19 protein-coding genes and 2 pseudogenes are annotated in these 22295 nt (G+C 59.2%); 7 read left to right on the top strand and 14 right to left on the bottom strand.

The window, feature by feature from the left end; translation table 11 throughout:
* Positions 1–306: 306 nt before the first annotated feature.
* The 3 genes from BD293_RS21105 to BD293_RS21095 are packed head-to-tail and all read right to left on the bottom strand — an operon-like array spanning position 307 to position 3410.
* A complete protein-coding gene (locus BD293_RS21105; RefSeq protein WP_142085701.1) occupies positions 307–1449 on the bottom strand; it encodes an ABC transporter permease in 1143 nt (380 codons plus the stop codon).
* The gene (locus BD293_RS21100) at positions 1446–2588 is read right to left on the bottom strand and encodes an ABC transporter permease (protein ID WP_170207282.1); all 1143 of its coding nucleotides are present in this window, start codon (positions 2586–2588) and stop codon (positions 1446–1448) included. The genes BD293_RS21105 and BD293_RS21100 overlap by 4 nt, the downstream gene beginning before the upstream one ends.
* Positions 2589–2603: 15 nt before the next feature.
* Positions 2604–3410, bottom strand: a complete 807-nt coding sequence (locus BD293_RS21095) for an RND family efflux transporter (RefSeq protein WP_211841108.1) — start codon at positions 3408–3410, stop codon at positions 2604–2606.
* 106 nt (positions 3411–3516) lie between these two features.
* Here BD293_RS21095 and BD293_RS22860 point away from each other — a divergent pair, with 106 nt between their 5' ends.
* Positions 3517–3690 carry a hypothetical protein gene (locus tag BD293_RS22860; protein WP_170207277.1) on the top strand — a complete coding sequence of 58 codons (174 nt, stop codon included), beginning with the start codon at positions 3517–3519 and terminating at the stop codon, positions 3688–3690.
* Positions 3691–3851: 161 nt separating this feature from the next.
* Positions 3852–4034: a hypothetical protein gene (locus BD293_RS21090; RefSeq protein ID WP_142085695.1), complete on the top strand. Its 183-nt coding sequence runs from the start codon at positions 3852–3854 to the stop codon at positions 4032–4034.
* Positions 4035–4057: 23 nt separating this feature from the next.
* Here BD293_RS21090 and BD293_RS21085 read toward each other — a convergent pair.
* A pseudogene (locus tag BD293_RS21085) lies at positions 4058–4183 on the bottom strand (hypothetical protein); the annotation flags it as partial.
* Between the two features lie 65 nt (positions 4184–4248).
* On the opposite strand from BD293_RS21085, the pseudogene BD293_RS21080 reads away from it, so the two are divergent.
* Positions 4249–4446 (top strand): annotated as a pseudogene (locus BD293_RS21080) (transposase domain-containing protein); the annotation flags it as partial.
* Positions 4447–6117: 1671 nt separating this feature from the next.
* Positions 6118–8058 (top strand): c-type cytochrome, encoded by a 1941-nt coding sequence (locus tag BD293_RS21075; RefSeq protein ID WP_142085693.1) that lies wholly within the window; start codon positions 6118–6120, stop codon positions 8056–8058.
* 51 nt (positions 8059–8109) lie between these two features.
* Here the strand turns inward: BD293_RS21075 and BD293_RS21070 are convergent, their stop codons facing one another.
* The 4 genes from BD293_RS21070 to BD293_RS21055 all read right to left on the bottom strand — a co-directional run bounded on the left by BD293_RS21070 (position 8110) and on the right by BD293_RS21055 (position 12355).
* Complete coding sequence (locus tag BD293_RS21070; protein WP_142085691.1) at positions 8110–10380, bottom strand: hypothetical protein; 2271 nt, start codon at positions 10378–10380, stop codon at positions 8110–8112.
* Positions 10381–10394: 14 nt separating this feature from the next.
* Positions 10395–10763: a hypothetical protein gene (locus BD293_RS21065; protein WP_142085689.1), complete on the bottom strand. Its 369-nt coding sequence runs from the start codon at positions 10761–10763 to the stop codon at positions 10395–10397.
* A gap of 3 nt (positions 10764–10766) precedes the next feature.
* Positions 10767–11123: a hypothetical protein gene (locus BD293_RS21060; protein ID WP_142085687.1), complete on the bottom strand. Its 357-nt coding sequence runs from the start codon at positions 11121–11123 to the stop codon at positions 10767–10769.
* Positions 11124–11200: 77 nt separating this feature from the next.
* Entirely contained in the window at positions 11201–12355 is a 1155-nt protein-coding gene (locus BD293_RS21055; protein WP_170207281.1) for a helix-turn-helix transcriptional regulator, read from the bottom strand.
* 96 nt (positions 12356–12451) lie between these two features.
* On the opposite strand from BD293_RS21055, the gene BD293_RS21050 reads away from it, so the two are divergent.
* Positions 12452–13822, top strand: a complete 1371-nt coding sequence (locus BD293_RS21050; protein WP_142085683.1) for a S8 family serine peptidase — start codon at positions 12452–12454, stop codon at positions 13820–13822.
* A gap of 532 nt (positions 13823–14354) precedes the next feature.
* On the opposite strand, the gene tnpC is transcribed toward BD293_RS21050, so the two are convergent.
* From tnpC to BD293_RS21030, 4 genes are all read right to left on the bottom strand, one after another.
* The gene (gene tnpC / locus BD293_RS21045; protein ID WP_142079750.1) at positions 14355–16037 is read right to left on the bottom strand and encodes an IS66 family transposase; all 1683 of its coding nucleotides are present in this window, start codon (positions 16035–16037) and stop codon (positions 14355–14357) included.
* Positions 16038–16100: 63 nt separating this feature from the next.
* Entirely contained in the window at positions 16101–16454 is a 354-nt protein-coding gene (gene tnpB / locus BD293_RS21040) for an IS66 family insertion sequence element accessory protein TnpB (protein WP_142079749.1), read from the bottom strand.
* Positions 16451–16909 (bottom strand): IS66-like element accessory protein TnpA, encoded by a 459-nt coding sequence (tnpA, locus tag BD293_RS21035; protein ID WP_142079748.1) that lies wholly within the window; start codon positions 16907–16909, stop codon positions 16451–16453. Before tnpA ends, tnpB begins: the two co-directional genes overlap by 4 nt.
* A gap of 92 nt (positions 16910–17001) precedes the next feature.
* On the bottom strand, positions 17002–18132 hold the full coding sequence (locus tag BD293_RS21030; RefSeq protein ID WP_142085681.1) for an HNH endonuclease domain-containing protein: 1131 nt from the start codon (positions 18130–18132) through the stop codon (positions 17002–17004).
* Positions 18133–18246: 114 nt separating this feature from the next.
* Between BD293_RS21030 and BD293_RS21025 the strand changes: the two genes are divergently transcribed.
* Positions 18247–19382, top strand: a protein-coding gene (locus BD293_RS21025; RefSeq protein ID WP_246086208.1) for an IS3 family transposase whose coding sequence is annotated in 2 segments (ribosomal slippage) — positions 18247–18514 and positions 18514–19382 — 1137 coding nt in all. Because the reading frame shifts where the segments join, the coding sequence is not laid out codon by codon here.
* Here BD293_RS21025 and BD293_RS21020 read toward each other — a convergent pair.
* Positions 19311–19973 carry a class I SAM-dependent methyltransferase gene (locus BD293_RS21020; RefSeq protein WP_142085679.1) on the bottom strand — a complete coding sequence of 221 codons (663 nt, stop codon included), beginning with the start codon at positions 19971–19973 and terminating at the stop codon, positions 19311–19313. The two genes, BD293_RS21025 and BD293_RS21020, sit on opposite strands and share 72 nt — an antisense overlap.
* A gap of 11 nt (positions 19974–19984) precedes the next feature.
* Positions 19985–20911, bottom strand: a complete 927-nt coding sequence (locus BD293_RS21015) for an HNH endonuclease (RefSeq protein WP_142085677.1) — start codon at positions 20909–20911, stop codon at positions 19985–19987.
* 263 nt (positions 20912–21174) lie between these two features.
* Here BD293_RS21015 and BD293_RS21010 point away from each other — a divergent pair, with 263 nt between their 5' ends.
* Positions 21175–22266 (top strand): IS630 family transposase, encoded by a 1092-nt coding sequence (locus BD293_RS21010; RefSeq protein ID WP_142085675.1) that lies wholly within the window; start codon positions 21175–21177, stop codon positions 22264–22266.
* Positions 22267–22295: the final 29 nt, after the last annotated feature.

The following is a 22295-nucleotide window of genomic DNA, read 5'->3' as shown; positions in this document are numbered from 1 at the left end:
GACGTGTTAGGCAACTGCGCTCATGGCACCTGTCGCATCGCGAAGACCGCACGACCAATCCAGGATATGCTCAGAGGCGGGTGACATGTGTCGCGCCATGTTGATGACCGTGTCTCCACCGTCTGTCATGAAGGTAATTGGCTGGTTTTCCTGCCAACCCTGATCCTTCAGAACTGCATGCAGTCGCCGCTCAGAGCATGTCGCGCAAAAGTGGGTCCCTGGTTGACAGCCAGAGCCGACAGTATTTCCTCAAAGTCACACTATAGAAAAAATGCGCGGCATGTATCGCTGACACTTGCACAACCCTCACGCACTGTGATGATCCGCATTTCCGGCTGGGCGCGCTTTCACCTCAAGCCATAGTGCAACAACTGCAAAAGCGACGACCAGTCCCCAAAGATGCCACAGGCGGTGTCCAATTTCGGGTAAAGTCGCGCCCATCTGGCTGACGCGCACAAGACCATCAATCGCAGCGGTCGACGGAATGATCTGCGCAATCCAGTTCAGGTGCGCGGGAATGGCCTCGACTGGCCAGGCAAAGCCCGACAGGAAGAAGAAAGGCAGCCCAACGGCCAGTAGAACGACCTGCACCACCTCACCGCGCCGGAACAAGGCTGCGACGCATTGCGCCAGCAATCCGGTCGCAAGTACAAAGGGTAGGCCCAGCATTAGCACTGCACCGGGACTGCCCAGATTTGGCAAGCCATAAAGCGCAGGCAGGATAATCAGATATAGCGGCAAAAGTGCAGCATAGAGCATCACCCACGCCCCCATACGCCCCAAAACCCGCCAGACCGGGTGGCCCGACCCCGACCCGCGCCGTGACGCGACAAGGGCCAGCCCCATCAGCATGGTCTGCTGCAAGATTAACACGAAAGCTGCCGGCAGCACATAGGTCGCATAGCCCGCCGCCGGATTGAACAGCGGCACTTCGATCTGTGCTACGGGGCTGACCTGCGCAAGTGACACATCGGGGGCAGTGCCCTGCACGATCAGGCGGCCCATCTCGACCTCGGCCCCCATCTGGCGCAGTGGAATGGCCGCGCCTTGCATGACACGCTGATACATCAGGAAATAGCTGGCATCGGCATACAGCGCGACAGGGCTTTGAGCACCGCGCAACAGCGCGCGCTCAAAACCTTCGGGAATGACAAGCACGCCATAAGCGCGGCGCTCTTGCACAAGGCGTGTGGCGGTGATCATGTCAGGCGCATCATGGCGTAGCGTAACCGCCTCGGACGCAGTGACGCGCCGCGCGAGTTCCGCAGAGCTGGTCGAGCGATCCAGATCGACCAGCACGACCGGGACATCGCGCAACAGTTCCGCGCGGTAGGGAAAAGGGTAGATCAGCGCATAGATCACCAATGCGGCCAATATGATCAGCCGAACCTGACGATCCGCAAAGATGCCGCGCAACTCGGTGCGCAGGGCAGTCAGGATATCGCTCATGTTTTGGCCTCGATCTCGCGGCGTAGTCTGACCAGGCGCAGCAGGACCAAGGCCCCCAGCGCAAGGACAATACAGCCCAGCCAAACCACCGACCAGACCGAAATATCAAGCGGTGTGTCGCGCAGCGACTGGTCGATACGCAATTGCACATACCATGTGCCAGGGATCACTGCGCCCCAGGCCTGGGCGAGTTGCGACATGGCCTCGCGCGGGAACCCTAGCCCCATGAAACCGAAAGCAGGGGCTGTGATCACGGCGATTATGCTGGCGGCGCGGCCCATATCGCGGGTCAGCACGAAGGCCGCCGCGCCGATCAGTTGCGTGCTCAGTACAAACAAGACTGCACCTGTTGCCATCAGCAGCAGTGACCCACGCAAGGGCACGCCCAGCCAGCCATAAAGCGCTATATCCGACAGCCCGAGGATCAACAGAACGATGACAGTATAGGGCAAAATCTTGCCCAGCATCGCAGGCAAAACCCCGTCAGCCATGCGTGCCAGTACCTGCGGATGCCGCCCAGGTCCGAAGTCCAGCGAAATGGCGTAGGCCGTCGCTGCCGCTGCGATGATCTGCAACACTGTAGGCACCAGCGCCGCGAGCAAGAAATGAACATAGTCAAAGGCCGGGTTGAAAAGTGCATGAGCCTGCAACGGAATAGGCTGGATGCTGACCATCGCCTGCACTGACGCTTCACCCTGACCCTGCCGGATAGACAGGCGCAGACCGGCGACGGCCGTATCGATCGCACCGCGCGCGCCCCGTGCGACCATGGACCCGGCGCTCATATGCTGGTTGTCGTAGAAGATGACGATTTCCGGGCGCGCGCCCCGGAGGATATCACGCTCAAGCCCTTGCGGCAGATAGACAGCGCCGCGGACATGACCCGTCACGATCTGCGCGCGGGCATCACTCAAGCTCAGGGCCTGTTCGCGCACGGTGATTTCCGGCGCTGCATCCAGCATCCGCGTGATGCTGCGCGACAGATCCGACCGATCCAGGTCGACTACTGTTACAGCCATGCCTGTCGGGATCCCGGCACGGAAAATACCTGCCAGCGTCAGAAGCATCACCACAGGCAGCACGACAACCAGCCCCAGCAGGGCCGGGCGGCGCAGGATCATCCGGAATTCGCGCAACATGACCGCCAGCATAAGCTACCCACCCAGCGAAATCAGCGCCGACATGCCGGGCCGCACCCCCTCAACTGGCGCAAGTGGGCGGGCGCGCAGCTCAAAACTCCGCAGATCGAAATCACCCGTGGCCCGCGTTGCGCGCCAGCTCGCAAATTGCCCTTGGACATTGATCAGCGATATCTCAGTCTCGATATCAAGCTGCAATGCAGGCACATGGACCGAGAGCACATCGCCCACCTGCAACCCGGTCAGCAGATCCTCGCGAAGGTTGAACGTGAACCAGGCCTGTTCGAGATCCACAATCGTAAAGAGCGGCGCACCGGGGCCAACATTTTCACCCATCTCGATCAAACGGGCGGAAATCTCGCCACCAAGCGGCGCATAGATCGTCAACTCGTCCAGATCGGCCTGACGCTGGGCAAGCGCGGCCTCGGCCTGCGCGACTTGCGCGGCGGCCAAGGCGCGTTCTTCAGGCGAGGCACCGGCGCGGGCCAGATCAAGCTGCGCCTGGGCTGCTTCGACACGGCGCGCTGCCGTTTCGACATTACGTATGGTCTGGTCAATCGCAGCTTGCGGGCGCAAGCCTTGCTGGGCGAGCTCTGTGTCACGTGTAACCTGTTCCTCGGCTAGTCGCAGGTCAGCCTGTGCTGCAGCCAATTCCGCCTCGCGCGCGCGGATCACCTCGGGCCGTGTCGCCCCCGCTGCCGCTTGCGATGCGCGTGCGACATCCAACCCAGAGTCTGCCGCCGCATGAGAGGTGACGAGCTGCGGGTTGGACAGCTCCACCAGAACCTGCCCGGCTTCGACCGGCCCACCCAAGTCAGCCATAATCTCAACCACGCGGCCAGACGTTCGCGCGGATACATCGACCCGCGGAGCTGCGACCTCTCCTTGAACCAACAAAGCGGTAGGACGTGTGATCCACCAGACGGATATGGCAACCGATATTGCAAAAAGGGCGATAACCACAAAAGGAAGTGCAGCCGTGCGTGATGAAGCCTGTTGGGAAGACATGAAATCAGCTTTCTGTGGCGAGAATCCAGCATTTTACTTTAAAGAAAGCCTGTGTGAATCACAATTCGTGCAATGCACTGTCGCCGCAACGTAAGGCGTGCTGCACACACATAGGAAGCTGTTGCGATAGCACTGTCGCCTTCACTGAAGCTACAACAGAAAAGAGGCGGTCCATGTTAAACTGCCTTGTCGGCCTAGCCAAGGACGTGGCGGGTTTGGAGGACAGGAGAGCAGATCGCGCCGGGATTACCGGATATGCAGCGCGATCTTCAGGTCATTCACCGTAGCGACCTGGCGTTCGCTCAGATCATTGCCGGCTGCGCTCTCAAGAATCTGGCCGATCTGGTCCCAAGCCTGACCGCCGTCGATCTTGTAGAGACGCCGGCCAAGGGGTTCTGCCTCAATCTGTGTGGCGGAGGGGCGGCATTCAGGCTCTGAGGCGTACTTGGTCCGGCGCGGCCTTACAATGCGCGTTTCAGGTTCTTCAGGCGATTGATTTGGCCCTCCGCTTGACCGTTGCTCAACGGAAGTTCGATAGCATTGCGTACGGCGTCAATATCTCGATTCAGCGTTCGGGCAAACCGCATGAACGACGGACTTCCCTCCTGAATTTTCCAGTTTTCGGATAGCTGCGCCACACAGATTGCCGCTGCGCTACCTGCGCGGTGTGGCTCTCGGCCGGAAGTCCTGGCTCTCTTCGCGCGGTCCGAGCGCGGAGGTCAGCGCGCCGCCGCCATCTACACGTTGAACGGCCAAGCTCAACGATATCGACCCCCAAGCGTGGCTCGCCGATGTGATCGGCCGCATCTCCGACATACCCATCTCACGCCTGCATGAATTGTTGCCGTGGTGCGGAAACCAGAAAGCCGCACCAAAAGCACGGTCAAGGCCGCATAGCCGCGGTACTCACCGTAGGCTTACAGCTTTCCGCCCCTTGCGAAGGCGACGGCAGCGTCGACGTACCCGGCCCTTTGCCGCCGGTCGGCCTTTAAAATGAGGTTGGTCAAAGCGGTCGCTCAGGAGTGGCGCAGCATGCGGCCGCAGCGCATCATAGGCGCCGGAAGCATCGGCGGCATAGGATGAGCCGCAACAGACCAATTAAGCCGTTCGGCTGATTGTGCGCTCACTCCCGGCCGAATCTTGGACCCACCTCGATTCGGACATCGATGCAGCCGACGTGCGGCAGACGTGGCAAGCCATTTGGACACAGTATCGGCTCGACCTGGGGCGTGATGCAACCTTGACCCGCAGAAAAAGTGGTCCCCTGCGGACAGACGCAAGACGTCGCATTGTGCCGCACCATTCCAGGAAAGCGGCAGACACACGCGTCGCCCTGATTTATGGTTGTGGCACCGTCGCATTGCAGTACTGTCGGGGGCGGTGGATCGGTACGCGGCACGCATCCGCGCCCAGCAACCTGTTCAAACCCACGACGGCAGACGCAGGCATTGCCCTGCCGCACCGTATTCGGAGCGGTGCATACGGGCGGCGGCGGGGGTGTTGGCCGGCGCAGGGCAGGCAGATCGACTGATACGCAGCTGACAGGCCCGGCCTCGGGCAGGCCTAGGGCCGTGAAGAGCTCGGACGTGATGTTCTCATCGACAGCAAGGCCGAGCATCTCTGTGAGCACGCGCAGGCCAGCGCGGGTGCGGGGCCCCGGTTGACCATCGACTGGCCCACCGTCGATGCCCAGCAGCTGCATCGCACGCTGTGCGACCATGGCCTGAACGGCGCGATCAGGCCCTACGCCAAGCGCGGCGCAGTTTTCAAACCGGACCGGTCGGGCCCCTCCGCGGAGAGATAGCGTAATCTGCACATGGCTTTCATGACCCGGCGCCAGTTGCACCGCGCCATTGATACATATGGCTTCGGCCCCGCGCTGGTGGCATGACCAGCCCTCGCCTTGCGTCGAGATAGCCGTGGGCTGCAAGCCCATGAAGGTATCTGTCAGGGCCACCACCCCGACAAATGACGCTTCACCTGAATTGCGGAGCACTAGGTCAAAGGTGCAATCGTGACGTTGCGCTGACTCGGAGCTGCTGCAGGCCCTGGCGAGCGTCTTCACCAGATCAAGTCGCTGTGCGGCAAGGGGCGGGGAAGGGATTACGCTTGCGTCACCGACAAGCGGCACGACAGTTTGGCCGCATGCCTCGGGTCCCGGCAAACGTTGTTTGGCAAAACAACAGCCTCTGGGATCGGCCAGATCGGTGCCTTGCACAGCAAGGGTGATAGGCTCGCCAAGGCGTGTAGGTGAGATGCTCTGCCCGCCCGTTTGGCGCAACGTGATCAAGTCGCCCTCGCGCAAGAGGCCAGAACGGGTTGGCGCAAGATGATAGAGCAAAGCGTCCGGCGCGCTCAGACGATAGCCGGTTACGCGGCCCGCGTCGCATAGCACCTCGACCTCAAGCGGGGCGCAGACTTTTGCGGGTTGGGCATTGGCAGGCCCGGTAAGCCCGAAAAGGCAGTTTGCAAGTGTTAAAACCTGTGCAATTCTGAGCCAATTCAAAAGTGGAGCCTGTTCATGCGCGCAATTTCTCTCGCCATTCTTGCGGCCTTTGCCCTGCCAAGTCAAACCCTCGCCTGCCAAAGCTATGATTTCGAGGGGCTTGGCCAGAATTGGGCGCAAGAAGATGCCGCCGCATGGTATGGGTTGTCGCAAGGGTCGCGGTTGATGCGGCTGGACTGGTATCGTGCCTTGCCTGCCGCCGATGGATCGGGGGCTTATGCCAGCCGTGACAGGCTGGAAAATATGGGCTTTCCCTTTTGCGACGCCGACGCGACAGACCCTATCGGGTTCGTGGTTGACGCTGACCCGGCCCGCGCTCCGGCGATGGGGCTGACCTGCGCGGCCTGCCATACCGGCGTTCTGGACGATGGAACGCACCGCCATATCGTGCATGGCGGGGCAACGATGATGGACCTGCAAGGCTTCATGAGCGGGCTGGTAGCCTCGACCGAGGCGCTTTGGCGCGATGGCGCGCAGGAGGGCGCGGCGTGGCTGGGCTTTGCCGATGCTGTCTTGCCCGTCAACACGCAAGACAGCCGCGCCGCCTTGCGTGCTGAACTGGGGGACTGGTTGCAATTTCGCACCCCCATACAGGACTCGGTCTCGCGCGGCGGTACATGGGGCCACGGGCGGCAGGATGCGGTGCAGGTAATCTTGAACACGACCGCCTCTTTGTCCGGTTTGCGCGCGGGCGATGTGCTGCCAGCCGCCAGCGCACCTGTATCCATCCCGCAGGTCTGGTATGGGCCGCGCTCTGAGCGGGTGCAATGGAACGGATCGTCGTTCAAGTCGGTGGATCTGGGGCTCTGGGCCGAAATCAGTTCAGGCGCCCTGATCCGCAATATCGCAGAGGTGATCGGCGTCTTCGCCGATATCACCTTGCCACCCGCGCAAGAGCTCGGCTCGGCCAGCTATCCGGCGGTACAAAGCTCGGTCCGGGTGGCGAATATGGTCTATCTGGAACGCGCCTTGGGCACTTTGGACGCGCCGCGCTGGCCCACGGCCTGGGGCCTGCCCGATGCTGCGCAAATCGCGCGCGGCGAGGTGCTTTACAACCAGCATTGCGCCGCCTGCCATGCCGTGATCGACCGCGACGCCCCGCCTGCCCGCATCATCGACGCCACCAGCCGCGACCCGGGCGCCGAGGTGTTTTCGCGCATGATCCCGGTGCTGGATAAGCCCGGTCAGCCCATACCCGGCATCGGCACCGACCCGATGAACGCTTGCAACGCCGCCACGCATACCAGTTGGTCGGGTCGCATGGCTGGCCTGACCAATGTGTTCAACGCCGCCCAAAGCTATCGGCGCGAGGGGATCGCCGGGCTGGAACTGGCCCGCCATCCGCCGGGCAGCGAAACCCTGCGCCTGATCGAGGATCTGTCCTTGCGGGTGCTATATGAGAAGCGCAGCGAGATTGCCGATGTCCACAAGGCTGACCTGACCCGCCGCGCGAGCGCCATGTGGGATGATCTGGCCAGCCTTCCGGTGCGGGGCGGTCAGTGGATTTTCGGGCAAGAGGCGCCCGATACCAGCCCGCGCCCCGGCACGCATGGTTTGCAGACGCTGGAAGAGGTCGAGGCCCGCTGCCGCGACGCGCTGGCAGAACAGCGCCTGCGCGCCCCCCACACGCCCGACCCTGCCTATCGCGCCGCACCGCTGTCGGGCATTTTCGCCTCGGCGCCCTATCTGCACAACGGATCGGTGCCGACGCTGAATGACCTGCTGCGCCCTGTGTCCGAACGCCCGACCCGCTTTGCCGTGGGTCAGGTACTGTTCGACCCGGTGAAAGTAGGCACAGGCGCCCCGGTTGACGGGGGCGCCTGGTCGTGGTTCGACGTGATGGACGACACCGGCCGCGTGATCCCGGGCAATTCCAACCGGGGGCATGAGTTCCCGGCTGGCGGGTTAAGCGATCAGGACCGCGCGGCGCTGGTGGCTTATCTGCGGGGGTTGTGAGGCCCCCGCAAAGTTGTTGTCATCTTTCGCTGTGTCTGCGATTGAATCTCTTCAGTCTCCCGATGTTCCCTCACCATTCGAGTCTTCCGGTGGTTCATCGTCATTCGAGTCTTTCGGCACAGCCTCCAACAAATCCTTCAGAAGGGACGTGTTGGTTTTAACTAGGGTCTCTAACAAACTTCCAAGGGCTGATGCACCGATATCTACCCCCAAACCTTTCAATCCTTGGATCAGATTAGCGGCTTGACCATTGTTTACAAATGGGGGCGTGGTCGGCAAGCCGACATTTGTTACGTTACCCGGAGCAGTAAGCGCGTTTCCGCAATTGCACGGGCTTTCCGACCAGTCCCAGTAGACATCGTCATCCTTAGTTTCGCACGACGTACAGCGGCCAAGCGCCGAATCAGCGTAGACACCGGATGTCGCAAGAGTAATTAGAGATTCATCTGGCGGCAAAGGTTCATCGACATAGACGCTATCGGCTTTGGGAAAGGCGACAGAGCAGCCAAAAACCCCGATAGGTTGAGGTTTTACCAGATCTGCCAATACGTTCTCGCCACATTGAATTTTTTCGAAACGACAAAGGCGTTCATTGATGTCTTCACCCAACCAGAGCAACTGATTGTAATAATGTTTGTTGCAATTTAGGTGCGCAAGCAAACGGGCTGCACAGATGGCGTCTTGCCGGGCGCTTTCTGCAGCATGATCGGAGATCATCGGGTTCTCTTGCTCGTCATTCGAGGCGGGTGCCTGATAAACGGAGGTTAGGTATTTCTGGGAGCGGCTTCTAAAAATCCCAAACGAGCCCGACGCAATGGCAGTCCATCCACCCTGGGAATCTAGGAAAGCAAAGGATATGGAAGATATATCTACACGATATCCAGAATCATTTTTAAGTCCAATTTTATCAATATCCTCGGGTTTTACCGGAGAAATATCGATAAAATGTGTGTAATCACTATTTCGTTTCCATCTAGCTGCACGAGAAACAGAAAAATCAAGAACGTTGCCATTTTTCATTTGAAGGCTCAGCATGATAGGGCGATTCTTGCCAAGGCCGTTACCACCGATCCTTAACGTAATCCTGATTCGGTTCGTCTTGCTATCGACGCTAACATCATTTGCATCCGGATCGGTGTCATCAATGGGTGCATAAGTCTGGTTTGCCAGCGCTGCAAAACACTCTGCAAGCTGTGGCTCAAGCAAGTTTTCAGCAAGTAAATGCTGCGCACACAGGGCGCTCTCGGCCGTGAATTCTTTGACCTCATAATGGACGAAATAGACCTCGCGCCACCCCATAGCTCTGGTTGTCAAACGATAGTTTTCCAGCACCGCACGGAAGAACACGTTGAGTGTATGGCAATGATTATTGTTGCAAATCGTGCGTAGCGCTTCAGACTGGCTGTGCTGCTCTGATACTTCGATCAACGAAACCCGATGTGTCGAGCGTGAGGCACTGGCAGAGCTCTGAATAAGATTCGAGAGTGTGCTTTGCATGTTGGTATTATAAGTAGCGTGCGAATAAGACGCCGCTGCAGAAATTCCAAGCGATATCTGTGGAATAGAAAATTCTACGCCAAGCCCTGCCTCAAAGCTCCGGGACGTGGCGTGCATGACCTCTGACACAGACGTCATTTGGCTCAAAGAGGCTGTTTGGATTTGTTGATCCGTCTGCCCTTCTTCAGCGAATTGGCGGATACCATGTTGCCAATCTCGTACAGCAAAGGAGACTTTCTCGCAGGGCAAAAGGCTTACGGATTTTAGCAACGTCCCCAGAGAATACCCCAAAAAGTCCCAGCGAGCCTTAAAATGAAGCATTCGGCCTTCATCGAGTTGTAACTCGCCGTCACACTCCTGCACATTACGCGTGGTTTTAACGAGATGGGTCAATTCCTGAACCAAAGGAGCTTGGTCAGTCGGTAGCAAACGTTCGCAGTAACCTTCTCCAAACACGCCATCCCCAAGGTCTGGAAAAATGCCAGGAATTAGATCGATATCTGATATGTCTATAGGCGAAATATGCCACGGGAGCTTAGCTTCAGGCAGTCCTTTTGCCTCTTCAAGGCTGATATGAATGGGTACTACATGCCTGTGTTCAATATCCTTGACATCCAACTCGATAATTCGGCGGCCAATCTGCAAGCTCAGCTTCGCGCGCCCCAGCAAGTTTCTGTCAAGGGGAATGGTGAATATTCCATACCCATTTGTGTTGGTCGCTACGGATGCCAATTCCCTTGCGGTCGAACCTTCACTGTGTACAAGATTTACAAGCTTTCGCTGAAGTGGGCCATCGTCGGTAAAAATTCGGAAAAACAGTTTCATGATAACTCCTTGGTTTATGAGGCAAAGCTCTCTTGCTCATCGTTGGACGTCGTGGTCGTCAACGCCTGATCTGTGGTGCTGACGCCGGTCTCAGCATTTGTCTGCACCGTTGTCAGATGATTGCTTTCATTGATGCTCTCACCAGGCAGCAAGGTAAACTCTTGCCCGCATGGTGAATATGTCAAACCTTCGCTGCGATAGCACACGCTCTCGGAAAAGAAGAGGCCGAGGTTAGGTGCTTCGCAGAGTTGACCACGAAGATACTCTTCCATGGGTTTGTTTGCGGCGATATGCTTTTCGATTTCGGAAATTCTGTTCCCGGCGCGCGCGTTAAGAAGGGCTTCCGGATCAGTCAAATCAAGAACGGCACCGGCGGATTGCACGATTTAGGCACGCAATTGTGAGCGCATTTCAGAGACCTGATCCGAAACAAGGTCAGCGAATGCAGGCCGAAGTTTTTCCAGCGTTTCTCGCCACAGAAGCCGCTTACCAAGCGCTTCTTGTTCCGAAATTGCGCGATACTGTTCGTGAAATTTTGCTTCTACCTCATCGATATCACGTCCCTTCTCCTCTGCAATGGCGGATACTTCTGCGCCAATAACCGACGCGATGCCCTCATGGCTGAAATCGTTGATCGTAAAGCTGTTGTTGCGAACAATCAGGGGCGTATAGCTGCATTCTTCGCGGCAAGTTTCGATGTGGCTTGTGAGTGCAGTACTGCAGATTTTGCTTTTATGTGACACTGGGATTCTCCATTTCCTACAGAGATTCCCTTATCACTTACGTCGAATGGCGTTCCCATCACCCGAACGGGTGAAAATCACACGACGCCGCCCACAGACAGCCCCACCGCCACGCGCACCATTTCGGTGCGGTTGCGGCTGCCGGTCTTGCGGATGATCGTCTTGACCTGGGAATTCACCGTCTCCAGCGCACGGCCGCGCAGGTCGGCGATCTCAGGGTTGGTATGGCCGCGCGCCACAAGGTCCAGCACCGCCAGTTCTGACGCCGTCAACGGAAAGAAGCGTTGCAGGCGCTCAAGGTCGATGCTGTGGGCGCGGCTCGAATCCAGCGCGCACATCAGATAGGCCGAAGGGCCGAAGCGGTCGAGATCGGGGTGGCGGGTCAGGGGCGAAAGTTCCACGAACAGGCCCTGCGCCGCGCCTTCTGTCAGGGGCATAAAGCCTGCCTCCAGCCGCGGGCGGGTGCCGCGGGTGCCGTGGGCCTCGATCCCGGTCAACTGGCGCTGGATATCGGGCAGACGCGACAGGGCGCGCGGCGACAGGCGCGTCGGGTCGCGCGGCGCGGCAAGGCCCGAGGCTTCGGCCAGACGTTCGAATTCTGGGTTGCGCAGCAAGATGTCGCGCCCACCTGTCACCACCGCGACCCCAAAGGGCAAGGCCCCCAGAACCGATTCCAGCATCGCCCCGCGCAGATGCAGTTCCCGAAAGGCCCGCCCGATGGATTGCGCCTTGGCCACATGGCGCAGCATGACCGAGGCCCATGACAGGGCGGACTCGGTAAGCGGCCCTTGCCGCCGGCTCGATTGCAGCGCGAAACGGTCCATCCGCAGGCTGTCCTTGCACAACAGCGCCCCAGCCCGGTAATACACGCCACTTGCGATCATGGCCTGCACATTGGGCTGGGCCTCCAGTGCGGCGCGGCTGTCGGTCAGACGATCACAGCGCAACAGTTCCACATCTTCACCCTGCGACGACAGCCGTGCGAAAATGCCTTGATCGCGCAGTTCTTCGGCGTTGAACCGAGCGAGATACCCTTCGATCTCGGCCGGATCATAAACCGACGAGCAGGTTTGCAAGCACACTTGCTCTTGCCCTGTCCGGTCGAGGACGACATCGAAGATTATCGCGCCGATCGCACCCGAATGCTGCGCGATATCCTGCATCACCGCAGCCCAGTCGGCCGGGTTCAGGGCGCAGTCATAAATTCGGCGGATCAGGGCTTCGTCACTCATACTCATATGCAAAGCTTACCCAAGCAAAGCCCACGAATCCAGTGTTGACAATGCGGCAGGCACTGAACACAGTCTTGGGTGGGAGATATCATTTCAATGCGAATTCTGGCGCTTTTCATGCTGGTTGGCCTGACAGGGCTTACACCTGTGGCCAAGGCCGATACAGCAGAAATCGCCCGGCTGCGCGCCGAGAATGCAGCGCTCAGGGCAGAGGTCTTGCGCCTGAGGTCCGCGCCCCAATCCTGTGCCAGCCTAGCCGAGACCGAAACCGCGCTGGCCGGGGCGCTGCGCAAACTGGGCCGAGAACGCGCGGCACTTGACCTCGCGCGCCTGCATGCCCCGGGCGGGCCGGGGCCTTTGCCACCCGAATTATTGTCTGCACGGGTGCCGGGGCAGTATATTGTCGAACTGGCGCAGGCGGGATTGGCCAGCCCCTCTGATCTCGAACAGGGGTTTGGCCTGCCGGTTGGCAGCGTGCTGCATGTCTATGGCAGGGTTTTGAACGGATTTTCGGTTCGCGGCAGCCCGGATCTTGCAGCGCGGCTGGACAATGACCCGCGCGTTGTTCGGGTGGCGCAGGACGGGTTCATCTTTCCGGCGCAGGTCTCTGCGCCCGCGCTTGCGTCCGGCCCTCCCGAAGACACAGCGTTTCGCCCTGAGGTCACGGTCTGGGTGTTCGACAGCGGCATCCGGGCCACGCATGATCTGGTCGCAGGGCGCACTGCGCCCGGCTTTACGAGTATCCGCAACGGGATCGGCACCGAAGATTGCAACGGACATGGCACCCATATCGCGGCAATGATCGGGGGGCACCGGATCGGGCGCACAGACAGGGCGGAACTGGTTTCGGTCAAGGTGATGGACCGCGACAATTACGGCACCGTGTCCACATTCCTCGCCGGTGTCGAATGGGTGCTGAATCAGCCGCGCCGGTTGGAACTGGCCAATCTGAGCCTGACACGGCTGGAACCAGATCCACCGCAGACCGCGTGGCTTGACCGGGGCACCGAGGCCCTAATTGCCGCGGGCATCCCGGTTGTCACGGCAGCAGGCAATGCAGGCATGGATGCGGCGCTGTTTTCCCCAGCACGTGTTGCGGGGGCAATTACCGTGGGGGCCTATGAGGGCAACCGGATTGCAGATTATTCCAACGCAGGGCAAGCCGTGGCGTTTTATGCCGAAGGCCGGTCTCGCAGTGCTGATCTCTCCAGCCTTTGCGCCTTGCGCGACAGTACCGGCACATCGAACGCAGCCGCCCATGTCTCTGGCATCATTGCAGGGCTGCTTGCGGATGGAACCGAAGTCACCAACCTGCGAAGTGTTTTGAAAACCATTGCCCGGCCTGAAACAACGGGCGCTTTCGCAGGCGAAATTGAGAGAATGGTCCTTGCAGACGGCCTTGCAGTCGCAGACTTCGACGAAGCTTGTGATTCGGTACTGTCGCTGCCAAGTCCGGACGCGCCTTGAACAGCGGCCTGGTGGCGAGGGCCTGCCTTTGTCATGCAGTTCGTGCAAGAGGCCGTCAGTCACGCTCGCCTCTTTTGGAGCGCTTGGTATCGATGGCTCCAAGGCCCGCCCGATCGTTCTGGACGCACGCACCAGACATCGCCAAGCGGTTGTTAGAGCGCAGGAGAGGCGACTGGCCGCTTTTGCCATTTTCTGCGGATGCAATGCCGCAGGGTCACAGACTGCTCTCCGCCCCTCGCGAAGGTGACGGTCACACCATCTCCGCAGGAGATTTTGAGGCGCGCGTCACAGGGCGTTCTCGTTGACATGCAACCCCGCGTGCCAAGGGCAACGACTCGTCAACAAACCTCGGAATTGAATTCACAACGGCCATTAATCAAGCCGAGCCCTGAGTGACCGTTTTGATGAAGCCCTGCGCGATGTGAGCGACCGCCCGCTGCGCGCCGTTACGGCGTATGCGCCGTTTCTGACCCATTGTTTTTTTCGATGCGCGCGGGTTGACATGCTTTGGGTTGGCGCGTTTTTGAGCTCGTCAGGGAGTCCCGGGCGAGCTCCTTTGTGAGGCGGCAGCATAGGCCCATGGCATCAAAGCATCGATATCTTTTTCGAGATGCCCATTGGCCAGCTTTGTGTATAGGTCATGTAGATAGGCGTATGGCTCGACGCCATTCATGCGACAAGTTCCGATCAGGCTCGCGAAGCGCGCCCAAGAACGGGCACCGTCATCGTGACCTGCAAAAAGTGTGTTGCGCCTTGTCATTGCGGGGGTTCTGATCGCGTTTTCGACCAGGTTGGAATCCATGTCCACATGACCGTCCTCGAGAAAGAGGCAAAAGCCATCCTGTCGGCTGAGCATATAGGCCAGAGCCTTGCCCAGTTCGGACTTGCGCGACACCCGGCCGGCTTGGGCATTGAGCCAGGCAAAGAATTTATCGACCAGTGGACGGGATTGATCCTGCCGGACGGCCCTACGCTGCTCGGGTGGCGCCCCTCGGATTTCGGCCTCAATCTTATATAGGGCTGCAATTCGCACCAGAGCCTCATCAACGATGGGCGATCCCGCTTTCGGCTGGGCTTTAATCAAGGCTCTTCGCCCATGCGACCAGCAATAGGCCAGTTTCAAGGGCTTGCCACCCACCCGCTTGGGCGTCGCCAATGCGCTATACCCGCCATAGGCATCAACCTGGATTGTGCCGTTGAAGCCGTTGAGGATTTCTGCCGCGTATTCCCCCTTTCGCCCGGGTCGATAGTGGAACACGACACCAGGTGGGGATGATCCGCTCCAACCACGATCATCTCGCAGCACGGCCCAGAAATATCCCGTCTTGGTTTGGCCGCGACCAGGATCAAGTACTGGCGCTGTTGTTTCATCGACGTAAAGCCGCGTGCTGCCCTTAAGCAGAACCATCGCCATGTGATCGACCACAGGGGCAAGCAGTGCCCCTGTGCGTCCCATCCAATCTGACAGGACGGCGCGATCAATTGGGGCGCCATTGCGGGCCATTGCTACGGATTGCCGGTTCAAAGGGTTGAAGTCACAGAATTTGGCTACACTGATATGGGCCAGCAAGGCTTCGGTCGGCCAGCTGTTTTCCAATAGATGCGCAGGAGCTTTGGCTTGGGTCACGCCCGTGCGGCCTTTCGGGCAGGCATACTTTGGACGCACGGTGACGATGACTTGGTACTGGGCGGGAATGATATCCAGCCGCTCCGAGCGATCCTCTCCGATCTTGACCATATCGCCGCAACCACATGGACACGCGATGCTGTCGGGTTCAATCACGCGCTCGACCCGGGGCAAGCCCTCTGGAAGGGCGCGAGGCTTGCGTGGTTTGCGCGGAGCCTTGCTCTTGTTTTGGGATTTTTTCTCGAGCGCGGCCTGAACAGCCTCGATTTCCGCCTGCGTCTCGGCGATGGCGGTCTCTTGATCTTCGAGTGCCAGCTCCAGCTGATCAGGGGTCAGCTTTTCGGATTTGGGTCCGAATTTTGTGCGCCGGTAGTCGGCCACCTGACTTTCCAGCTTCTCGACCAGCGCGGTCAACGTGACAACCAGCGCACCTTTTTCTTCGGCTTCCGCCTGATGATGCAGACGTGCTGCACGCTCAACAGTGACCTCGAACTGGGCCTTTTCGAGCGCTGCTTGCTGCGTCTCGAGGGCCTTGATGACCTCGGACGGCAAGTCAGGAAATCGGCTGAGATCGAGTAGTTTTGACATGACCATTTCTACCAAGAAACGTCAGAAATGGCCAGCAAAATAACACTATAATCAGTGTATTAGTTATCCTGCCGCAGTCGGCGGAGCAACCCGTTTGGGCACCATTTGTCGCCAATCCAGACCTTCGAACAGAGCCTCGTACTGAGCCCGAGACAGCTGCATGACGCCGTCCTGGATTTTGGGCCAGACGAAGTTGGAAATCTCCAACCGCTTGTAAATCAGCACCAGTCCGGTGCCATCCCAGAGCAGGATTTTCAACCTGTCACCACGCTTGGAGCGGAACACCACCGTCAGGCCAGAATGCGGATCCAACCCCAGTTCGTTTTGCACTGTAGCGGCCAGACCGTCATGTCCCCGACGGAAGTCCACTGGTTTTGTCGCAATCACAATCGGCAGTCGCTGCCCTGCAACAATCACGACACCCCCCGCACCAAACGGATCAATTCAGCCGCGCGCGCCACAGCAGCACTGGCCGGAACGCGGATAATGACATCAGATCCAATCGTCACCGTTATCTCATCACACGTCTCGTCGCGTTCACCGTACCCTGACATGCTGCCAGCGCCCTGTCGTGTCATTGCAACTTCCAATGGCACAAATGCAGGCTCAGACTTATCGGCTGACAGGGTTGCATCACTGACTGCTGTCATGACATCCGCAGGCAGAACCAATTTGCCATCACGCGCCATCCGCCGCCAATCTGACAACTGATGTGGGACAATGTCATAGCGTTTCGCAACGTCCACAACGCGCGCACCAGGTTGAAAACTCTCTGCCACAATCTGCGCTTTCACATCATCTGGCCAACGACGGTTGCCCCGAACAGGCTCAACGAGCCCCAGCCGTCCATCGAATCCACTTCCATCCGCCATAGCATCCTCCAACAATATCAGTCAGAGATTTATCGGCCCGAGACAGAAATGGCGAAAGACCTCAAATCAATGGGACGCAGACGGCGCATACGTTACGGCCTCCATTCTGGCACTTGCTGGTCAGCCCACAACGCAAACCGACGAGCCTGAAGACCTGCGAAGATCGGCGCCGGGCCGTCTGCTGTGTCCTCGCAGATCGGTAGCGAAGCACGCGCTTCGACGTGAAATCTCTCAGCGGTGTTGCGCTGGTGCAGCCATGCTCGTTCCCACCAATCGAAGATTCGATCCATGCTGCTGTCCAGCACCTCGGCAGCAGGCAACCGGTCGCGCTTGCTATGGCGGTTGACGGTCGGATCGGATGGCAGGAGGTTCCAGAGGTCCTCGCAGGGCCATGCCGCCCAGGGCAGGCAATGGTCGATGTCGAGTCGTCTTTCTGTGAGTTTCCGACCCGTCCAGACACAGAATACGGCGCTGTCACTTATCAACAGTGCAGCAGTTTTGCGGGCAAAAGCGACGTCCCGGCTGGGCTCGTGCCAGCGCATAGAACGGGCTACCAAGGCTGGATCGAGATCGCGTCCTTGGCCCCGGGCATAACCTTCCATCAGGCGCACCCACTCTGCCACCAGCGCCGGCTCGATCCAGGCGTCATGACGCACCATTGCACGCCATAGATGGAGTGGCACCCGAAGTTCACCGAAGTCCCAGAGATACCCGGCATCTACGAAGAGCCGCGAAGGCGCTATACCCGCACGTCCAGTGCGTGTTGGCAGCACCGGTGCCTGTGATCCGGGGAAGGTCATGTAGGTGGCCGGCATCCGCGCGATCGTAACAGCCGCGTCGCGTAGCGCAGCGTGGAGCGCTGCAGCTCGCATGCCGCTAAACTGCGCTCCCACCCGTAGATCGGATGCTGAGAGCTCAGCGATCCCGTGCCACCCGTCCTTGATGAACCCGAGCCCCACGGGCCCGCGATTGCGTGGCATTTGCGGAAGGTCGGCGTCGATCAGGGGTTTATAAAGCCGCAACCAGTTCAGTGCGATGAGCCCGAGCGGCAAGGCTATAGTAGTGTCGTCGATCGGCCGGGCCATACCTTGGGCGCCATCGGCGGCACGAGCCACAGCACGCAACAGAGCAAGCTTGTAGGTTGCTGATTTGGCGTCGTTGAGAATGACGTGGCGCAGAAGAGGAAGCGCGCCCGTCCCGTCGTCTGGAAGACGCAAAACCAACTGTGCCCAAGAGACCTCGCCTCTTCCGAGGCGATCGGGGGTATGATAGAGGTGGTCGCGGAAATTCGGACCAGTTGCTAAGCTCTGGCAACTGAAGAAGGACGAACAATCGATATGGCGAAACAGAAGCGTTACACGGCAGAATTCAAGGCGAAGGTTGCTTTGGAAGCGATCCGTGAAGAGTTGACGACGGCAGAGCTGTCGAAGAAATATGAAGTACATCCGACGATGATCAACGGCTGGAAACGCACGGCAATTGCCAAGATGGCGCAGTCGTTTGACGCCAAGCCGGTTGGTGAACCAGTGATTTCCGGCAAGGATGTAGAGAAGCTGCACGCCAAGATTGGCCAATTGGTAGTGGAACGGGATTTTTTGGCGGATGCCTCCAGGCTCATTCTCGGGACTGGAGGCAAAAAGCCGTGAAGAAAGATCATCCCAAACTGAGTGTCCGGCGGCAATGCACACTGCTGTCGCTCGCCCGATCGACGCTGTACTATCAGCCCTGCGGTGAAAGCGCGGAAAACCTGAAATTCATGAAGATCATCGACGAGCAATTCCTGAAAACGCCATGGTACGGCTCGCGGCAGATGGCGCGTCATATGCAAAGAGAGGGTCACAAATGCGGCCGCCATCGCGCAAGACGGCTGATGCGGCTCATGCGTTTGGTGCCGATCTATCAGGAACCCAAGACCAGTAAGAAAAACCCCGAACACAAGGTTTATCCATATCTTCTAAAAGATCTGCCCATCACGCGTCCCAACCAGGTGTGGTGTACGGACATTACCTATATCCGCATGCAGCGCGGGTTTTTGTATCTGGTCGCCATCATGGACTGGCACAGCCGCAAGGTGCTGAGCTGGCGGCTGTCCAATACTATGGATGCCGGGTTCTGCGTCGAGGCCTTGAAGGAGGCACTGGCCACCTATGGCCCGCCCGAAATTTTCAATTCGGACCAGGGCAGCCAGTTCACCAGCACCGATTTCACCGACGTTTTGAAAGACGCAAAGGTGAAGATTTCGATGGATGGGCGCGGCCGCTGGATCGACAACCGCATGATCGAACGACTGTGGCGGTCCTTGAAATACGAATGCGTCTTCTTGAACACCTTCGAAACTGGCCGGGAGGCGCGCCAGGGGATCGGCACCTGGATCGCTTATTACAATGAAGAACGCCCGCATTCATCCCACGGCCTGATGACCCCGGACGAAGTTTATGATAATCGCAAACCAAACATGAAACTTGCCGCGTGATAGGAAACCCATGCCAGAGCGCTGCGCGGCATAAAACTGGTCGAAAAACCAGGACCACCTCTGATCCACGTTTAAGACAGCCACTCCGTGGGCCCGCGAAAGCGCTTCGATCTCAGCGACATCTACTGGATGCATGTCGCGGTCGGGCGCTGGCGGTCCGAGCCGGAGAGTGATGGTCAGCGTGCCGCCGGGCTTGAGAAGCGTGACCAGTTTGCGAAACGCGCGGGGGCGGTCACAGGGCGGAATGTGCATCCAGACTGCCGAAAGAAGGATTACGTCAAACGCTGTGCTGAGACGGAATACCGATTCGAGCCCCGGCAGGCTGTCAGTCACCCAAGCAATGCCAGGCAACGGGTGTCGTCGCTGGCCTTCTGCGCGCATCGTGGCTGAGGGCTCGACCGCAAGCACGCTGTGGCCTAAATTGGCCAGCCAGGCTGCGTCGCGCCCTGAACCGGCACCCACATCGAGGATGGCGGCAGGCGCCGGCGGCAAATGCGGAACCAGTGCCTGATGGAGCACCGCTGGATCAACGGTCTCATAGCGTTCAGCAAGGGCGCGTCCGGCCTCTCCTTCATATCCCCGCGTCGACATTCCCATGAATCTCACGCCACCGACCGGAATATCTCGAAACGTGAGGCGAGCCTGTCTCTGTCGGGGCGATCCCGTTCCCGGCTCGGCAGGTGTATGACCTCGCCGTTGAGAGATTTTAACGCCTCGAGGACCGGGCCGTCCTGTTGGGAGAGGAGTTGTTCAGACACATACAGGCGGTAATCCGGATCGATGCCGATCAAATGGGCATCGAAGGCAGCATGGTGGATCTTCGAGAGAGGCAAGCCGTTGGGCACGACCGGCTGGCCGAACCGCTCGTCAGCATCAGCGACGATATGTGCGGCATCCAGAAGCCGAGCTTCGGGCAGGCGCGACAGCGCGCAGCGACCTCCATAAGCCGCAATGACGGCGGCGCGGAACTGAGCCTGATGCAGCCGCTGCTTGACTACGCGCAGCCCATAGCGCCGTTCGGCGGCGTTTTCTGGCGGAGCCATCTCACTGGACGCGGCCTCGCCGAAGACCACCTGGGCCTTGAGGCTCCGAGCGTCCCAGCCTCCGATGAAAGCCGGCAGGATGGCGTGATACCGCTTCGGGGCGATACCCAGGAAATAGATAATGGGGATCTGTCGCTCCCAGGCCTCTCGCAGCCATTGGTTGTCGGCGGAATCAGGGTTATCGCCCATGAATGCATAGTCGACCGCCTCATGGCCGCCGTAGATCTGTGCATGGACTTCGCGCTGATCATCATACCACACACGGCGGCCGGCTCTCGGAAAGACTGTCCGTATCGAGAGGAGGTACGGCATGCGTTTCGGCTTGAAAATGCCGCGCTGCGGATTGACCAGTGGAACCCTTTCGCCCTCGAAAGTGAAACCTGCCAAAAGATGTTCTGACGTCAGAGCGTCATAGAGCATTCCCAGCTTGCGAACATGGGAAAAAGCGGCGAGGCGCAAGGCGGTATCCGGATCGTCCGCGTCCATCGACTTTGCTCCATTCACCCTTCGTTAACCCTTTTCGGTCAAGGTGATACTATGCATGTTTGGAGCTTTTGCATAGCTGTAAGCCAGCGCGAACCAGACCTCGCCCGCGGCTTCGTACGCGCCCGCACTGCGGTTGATGCGCTTCGGCGCATCGGTCATGCTGACGCAAACGTCTATCCGTGCATGTGCGATGTTGATAGCGTCTAGTGTTCGCCACCTGACAGTAGATTCCCAATGGCGGTGGGATATGTCACAGTTGGGGCATGAGACGCTCCGACATTTGCCTTTATCTTGGCCCCGCCGACCGCGCAGAGCTTCAAGCCCTGATCACCAACCGCAACACCCCACGCAAGCTGGTCTGGCGAGCCGGGATTGTGTTGGGCACGGCTGACGGTCATGGCACCTTTGAGATCATGCGGCAGACGGGCATGTCGAAGCCGACGGTCTGGCGCTGGCAGGAGAGGTATCTCGACGAGGGCGTTCCGGGGCTGAAGCGTGACAAGACCAGGCCGTCGCGGGTGCCGCCGCTGCCCATGGAAACAAGGCTGAAGGTGATCGCGAAGACCGTGCAGGAGAGCCCGCCCAATGCCACGCATTGGAGCCGCGCACTGATGGCCGAGGCTATGGGCATCTCGCCGTCGAGCGTGGGTCGCATATGGGCAGAAGCTGGCTTGAAGCCGCACCTCACGAAGGGGTTCAAGGTTTCGAATGACCCGCTCTTCGAGGAGAAGGTTACCGATATTGTTGGGCTTTACCTCGATCCGCCGGACCGGGCCGTGGTGCTCTGCGTTGATGAAAAGTCGCAGATCCAGGCGCTCGACCGGACGCAACCGGGGCTCCCGCTCAAGAAGGGCCGCGCCGCGACCATGACCCATGATTACAAACGGCACGGCACCACCACGCTCTTCGCCGCGCTGGATGTGAAGTCCGGTAAGGTCATCGGCGACTGCATGCCACGCCATCGTGCCAAGGAGTTCCTCAAATTCCTGCGCCAGATCGACAAGGCGGTGCCCGCGCGGCGCGATGTGCATCTGGTCCTTGACAACTACGCCACCCACAAGACGCCTGAGGTGAAGGCCTGGCTGGAAAAGTACCCGCGTTTCAAGCTGCATTTCACGCCCACCAGCGCCTCGTGGCTGAACCTGGTCGAACGCTTCTTTGCCGAGATCACCTCCAGGCGCATCCGGCGCGGTAGCTATTGCAGCGTCGATGACCTCGAGGCCGCAATCTACGACTATCTGGCGCAGCACAATGAGGCACCGAAACCCTTCAGGTGGACCAAGAGCGCCGAAGACATCCTCGCCCGTGAACGCCGCGCGCTCGACGCGCTGGATGAAATCAGGGGAAACAGGTAGGGAATGTCAGACTCAGAACACTAGGTTAA

This window comes from Roseinatronobacter monicus, assembly GCF_006716865.1.
GTDB classification, from domain to species: domain Bacteria; phylum Pseudomonadota; class Alphaproteobacteria; order Rhodobacterales; family Rhodobacteraceae; genus Roseinatronobacter; species Roseinatronobacter monicus.
This window is presented reverse-complemented; position numbering and strand designations above follow the sequence as displayed.

Bases quoted from the DNA above. Each gene is read 5' to 3' on its own strand.
- BD293_RS21105 (WP_142085701.1), bottom strand. From the start codon at position 1,449: ATGAGCGATATCCTGACTGCCCTGCGCACCGAGTTGCGCGGCATCTTT.
- BD293_RS21100 (WP_170207282.1), bottom strand. From the start codon at position 2,588: ATGTTGCGCGAATTCCGGATGATCCTGCGCCGCCCGGCCCTGCTGGGG.
- BD293_RS21095 (WP_211841108.1), bottom strand. From the start codon at position 3,410: ATGGCTGACTTGGGTGGGCCGGTCGAAGCCGGGCAGGTTCTGGTGGAG.
- BD293_RS22860 (WP_170207277.1), top strand. From the start codon at position 3,517: ATGGCAACCGATATTGCAAAAAGGGCGATAACCACAAAAGGAAGTGCA.
- BD293_RS21090 (WP_142085695.1), top strand. From the start codon at position 3,852: ATGCAGCGCGATCTTCAGGTCATTCACCGTAGCGACCTGGCGTTCGCT.
- BD293_RS21075 (WP_142085693.1), top strand. From the start codon at position 6,118: ATGCGCGCAATTTCTCTCGCCATTCTTGCGGCCTTTGCCCTGCCAAGT.
- BD293_RS21070 (WP_142085691.1), bottom strand. From the start codon at position 10,380: ATGAAACTGTTTTTCCGAATTTTTACCGACGATGGCCCACTTCAGCGA.
- BD293_RS21055 (WP_170207281.1), bottom strand. From the start codon at position 12,355: ATGAGTGACGAAGCCCTGATCCGCCGAATTTATGACTGCGCCCTGAAC.
- BD293_RS21050 (WP_142085683.1), top strand. From the start codon at position 12,452: ATGCGAATTCTGGCGCTTTTCATGCTGGTTGGCCTGACAGGGCTTACA.
- tnpC (WP_142079750.1), bottom strand. From the start codon at position 16,037: ATGTCAAAACTACTCGATCTCAGCCGATTTCCTGACTTGCCGTCCGAG.
- tnpA (WP_142079748.1), bottom strand. From the start codon at position 16,909: ATGGCGGATGGAAGTGGATTCGATGGACGGCTGGGGCTCGTTGAGCCT.
- BD293_RS21020 (WP_142085679.1), bottom strand. From the start codon at position 19,973: ATGTCGACGCGGGGATATGAAGGAGAGGCCGGACGCGCCCTTGCTGAA.
- BD293_RS21015 (WP_142085677.1), bottom strand. From the start codon at position 20,911: ATGGACGCGGACGATCCGGATACCGCCTTGCGCCTCGCCGCTTTTTCC.
- BD293_RS21010 (WP_142085675.1), top strand. From the start codon at position 21,175: ATGAGACGCTCCGACATTTGCCTTTATCTTGGCCCCGCCGACCGCGCA.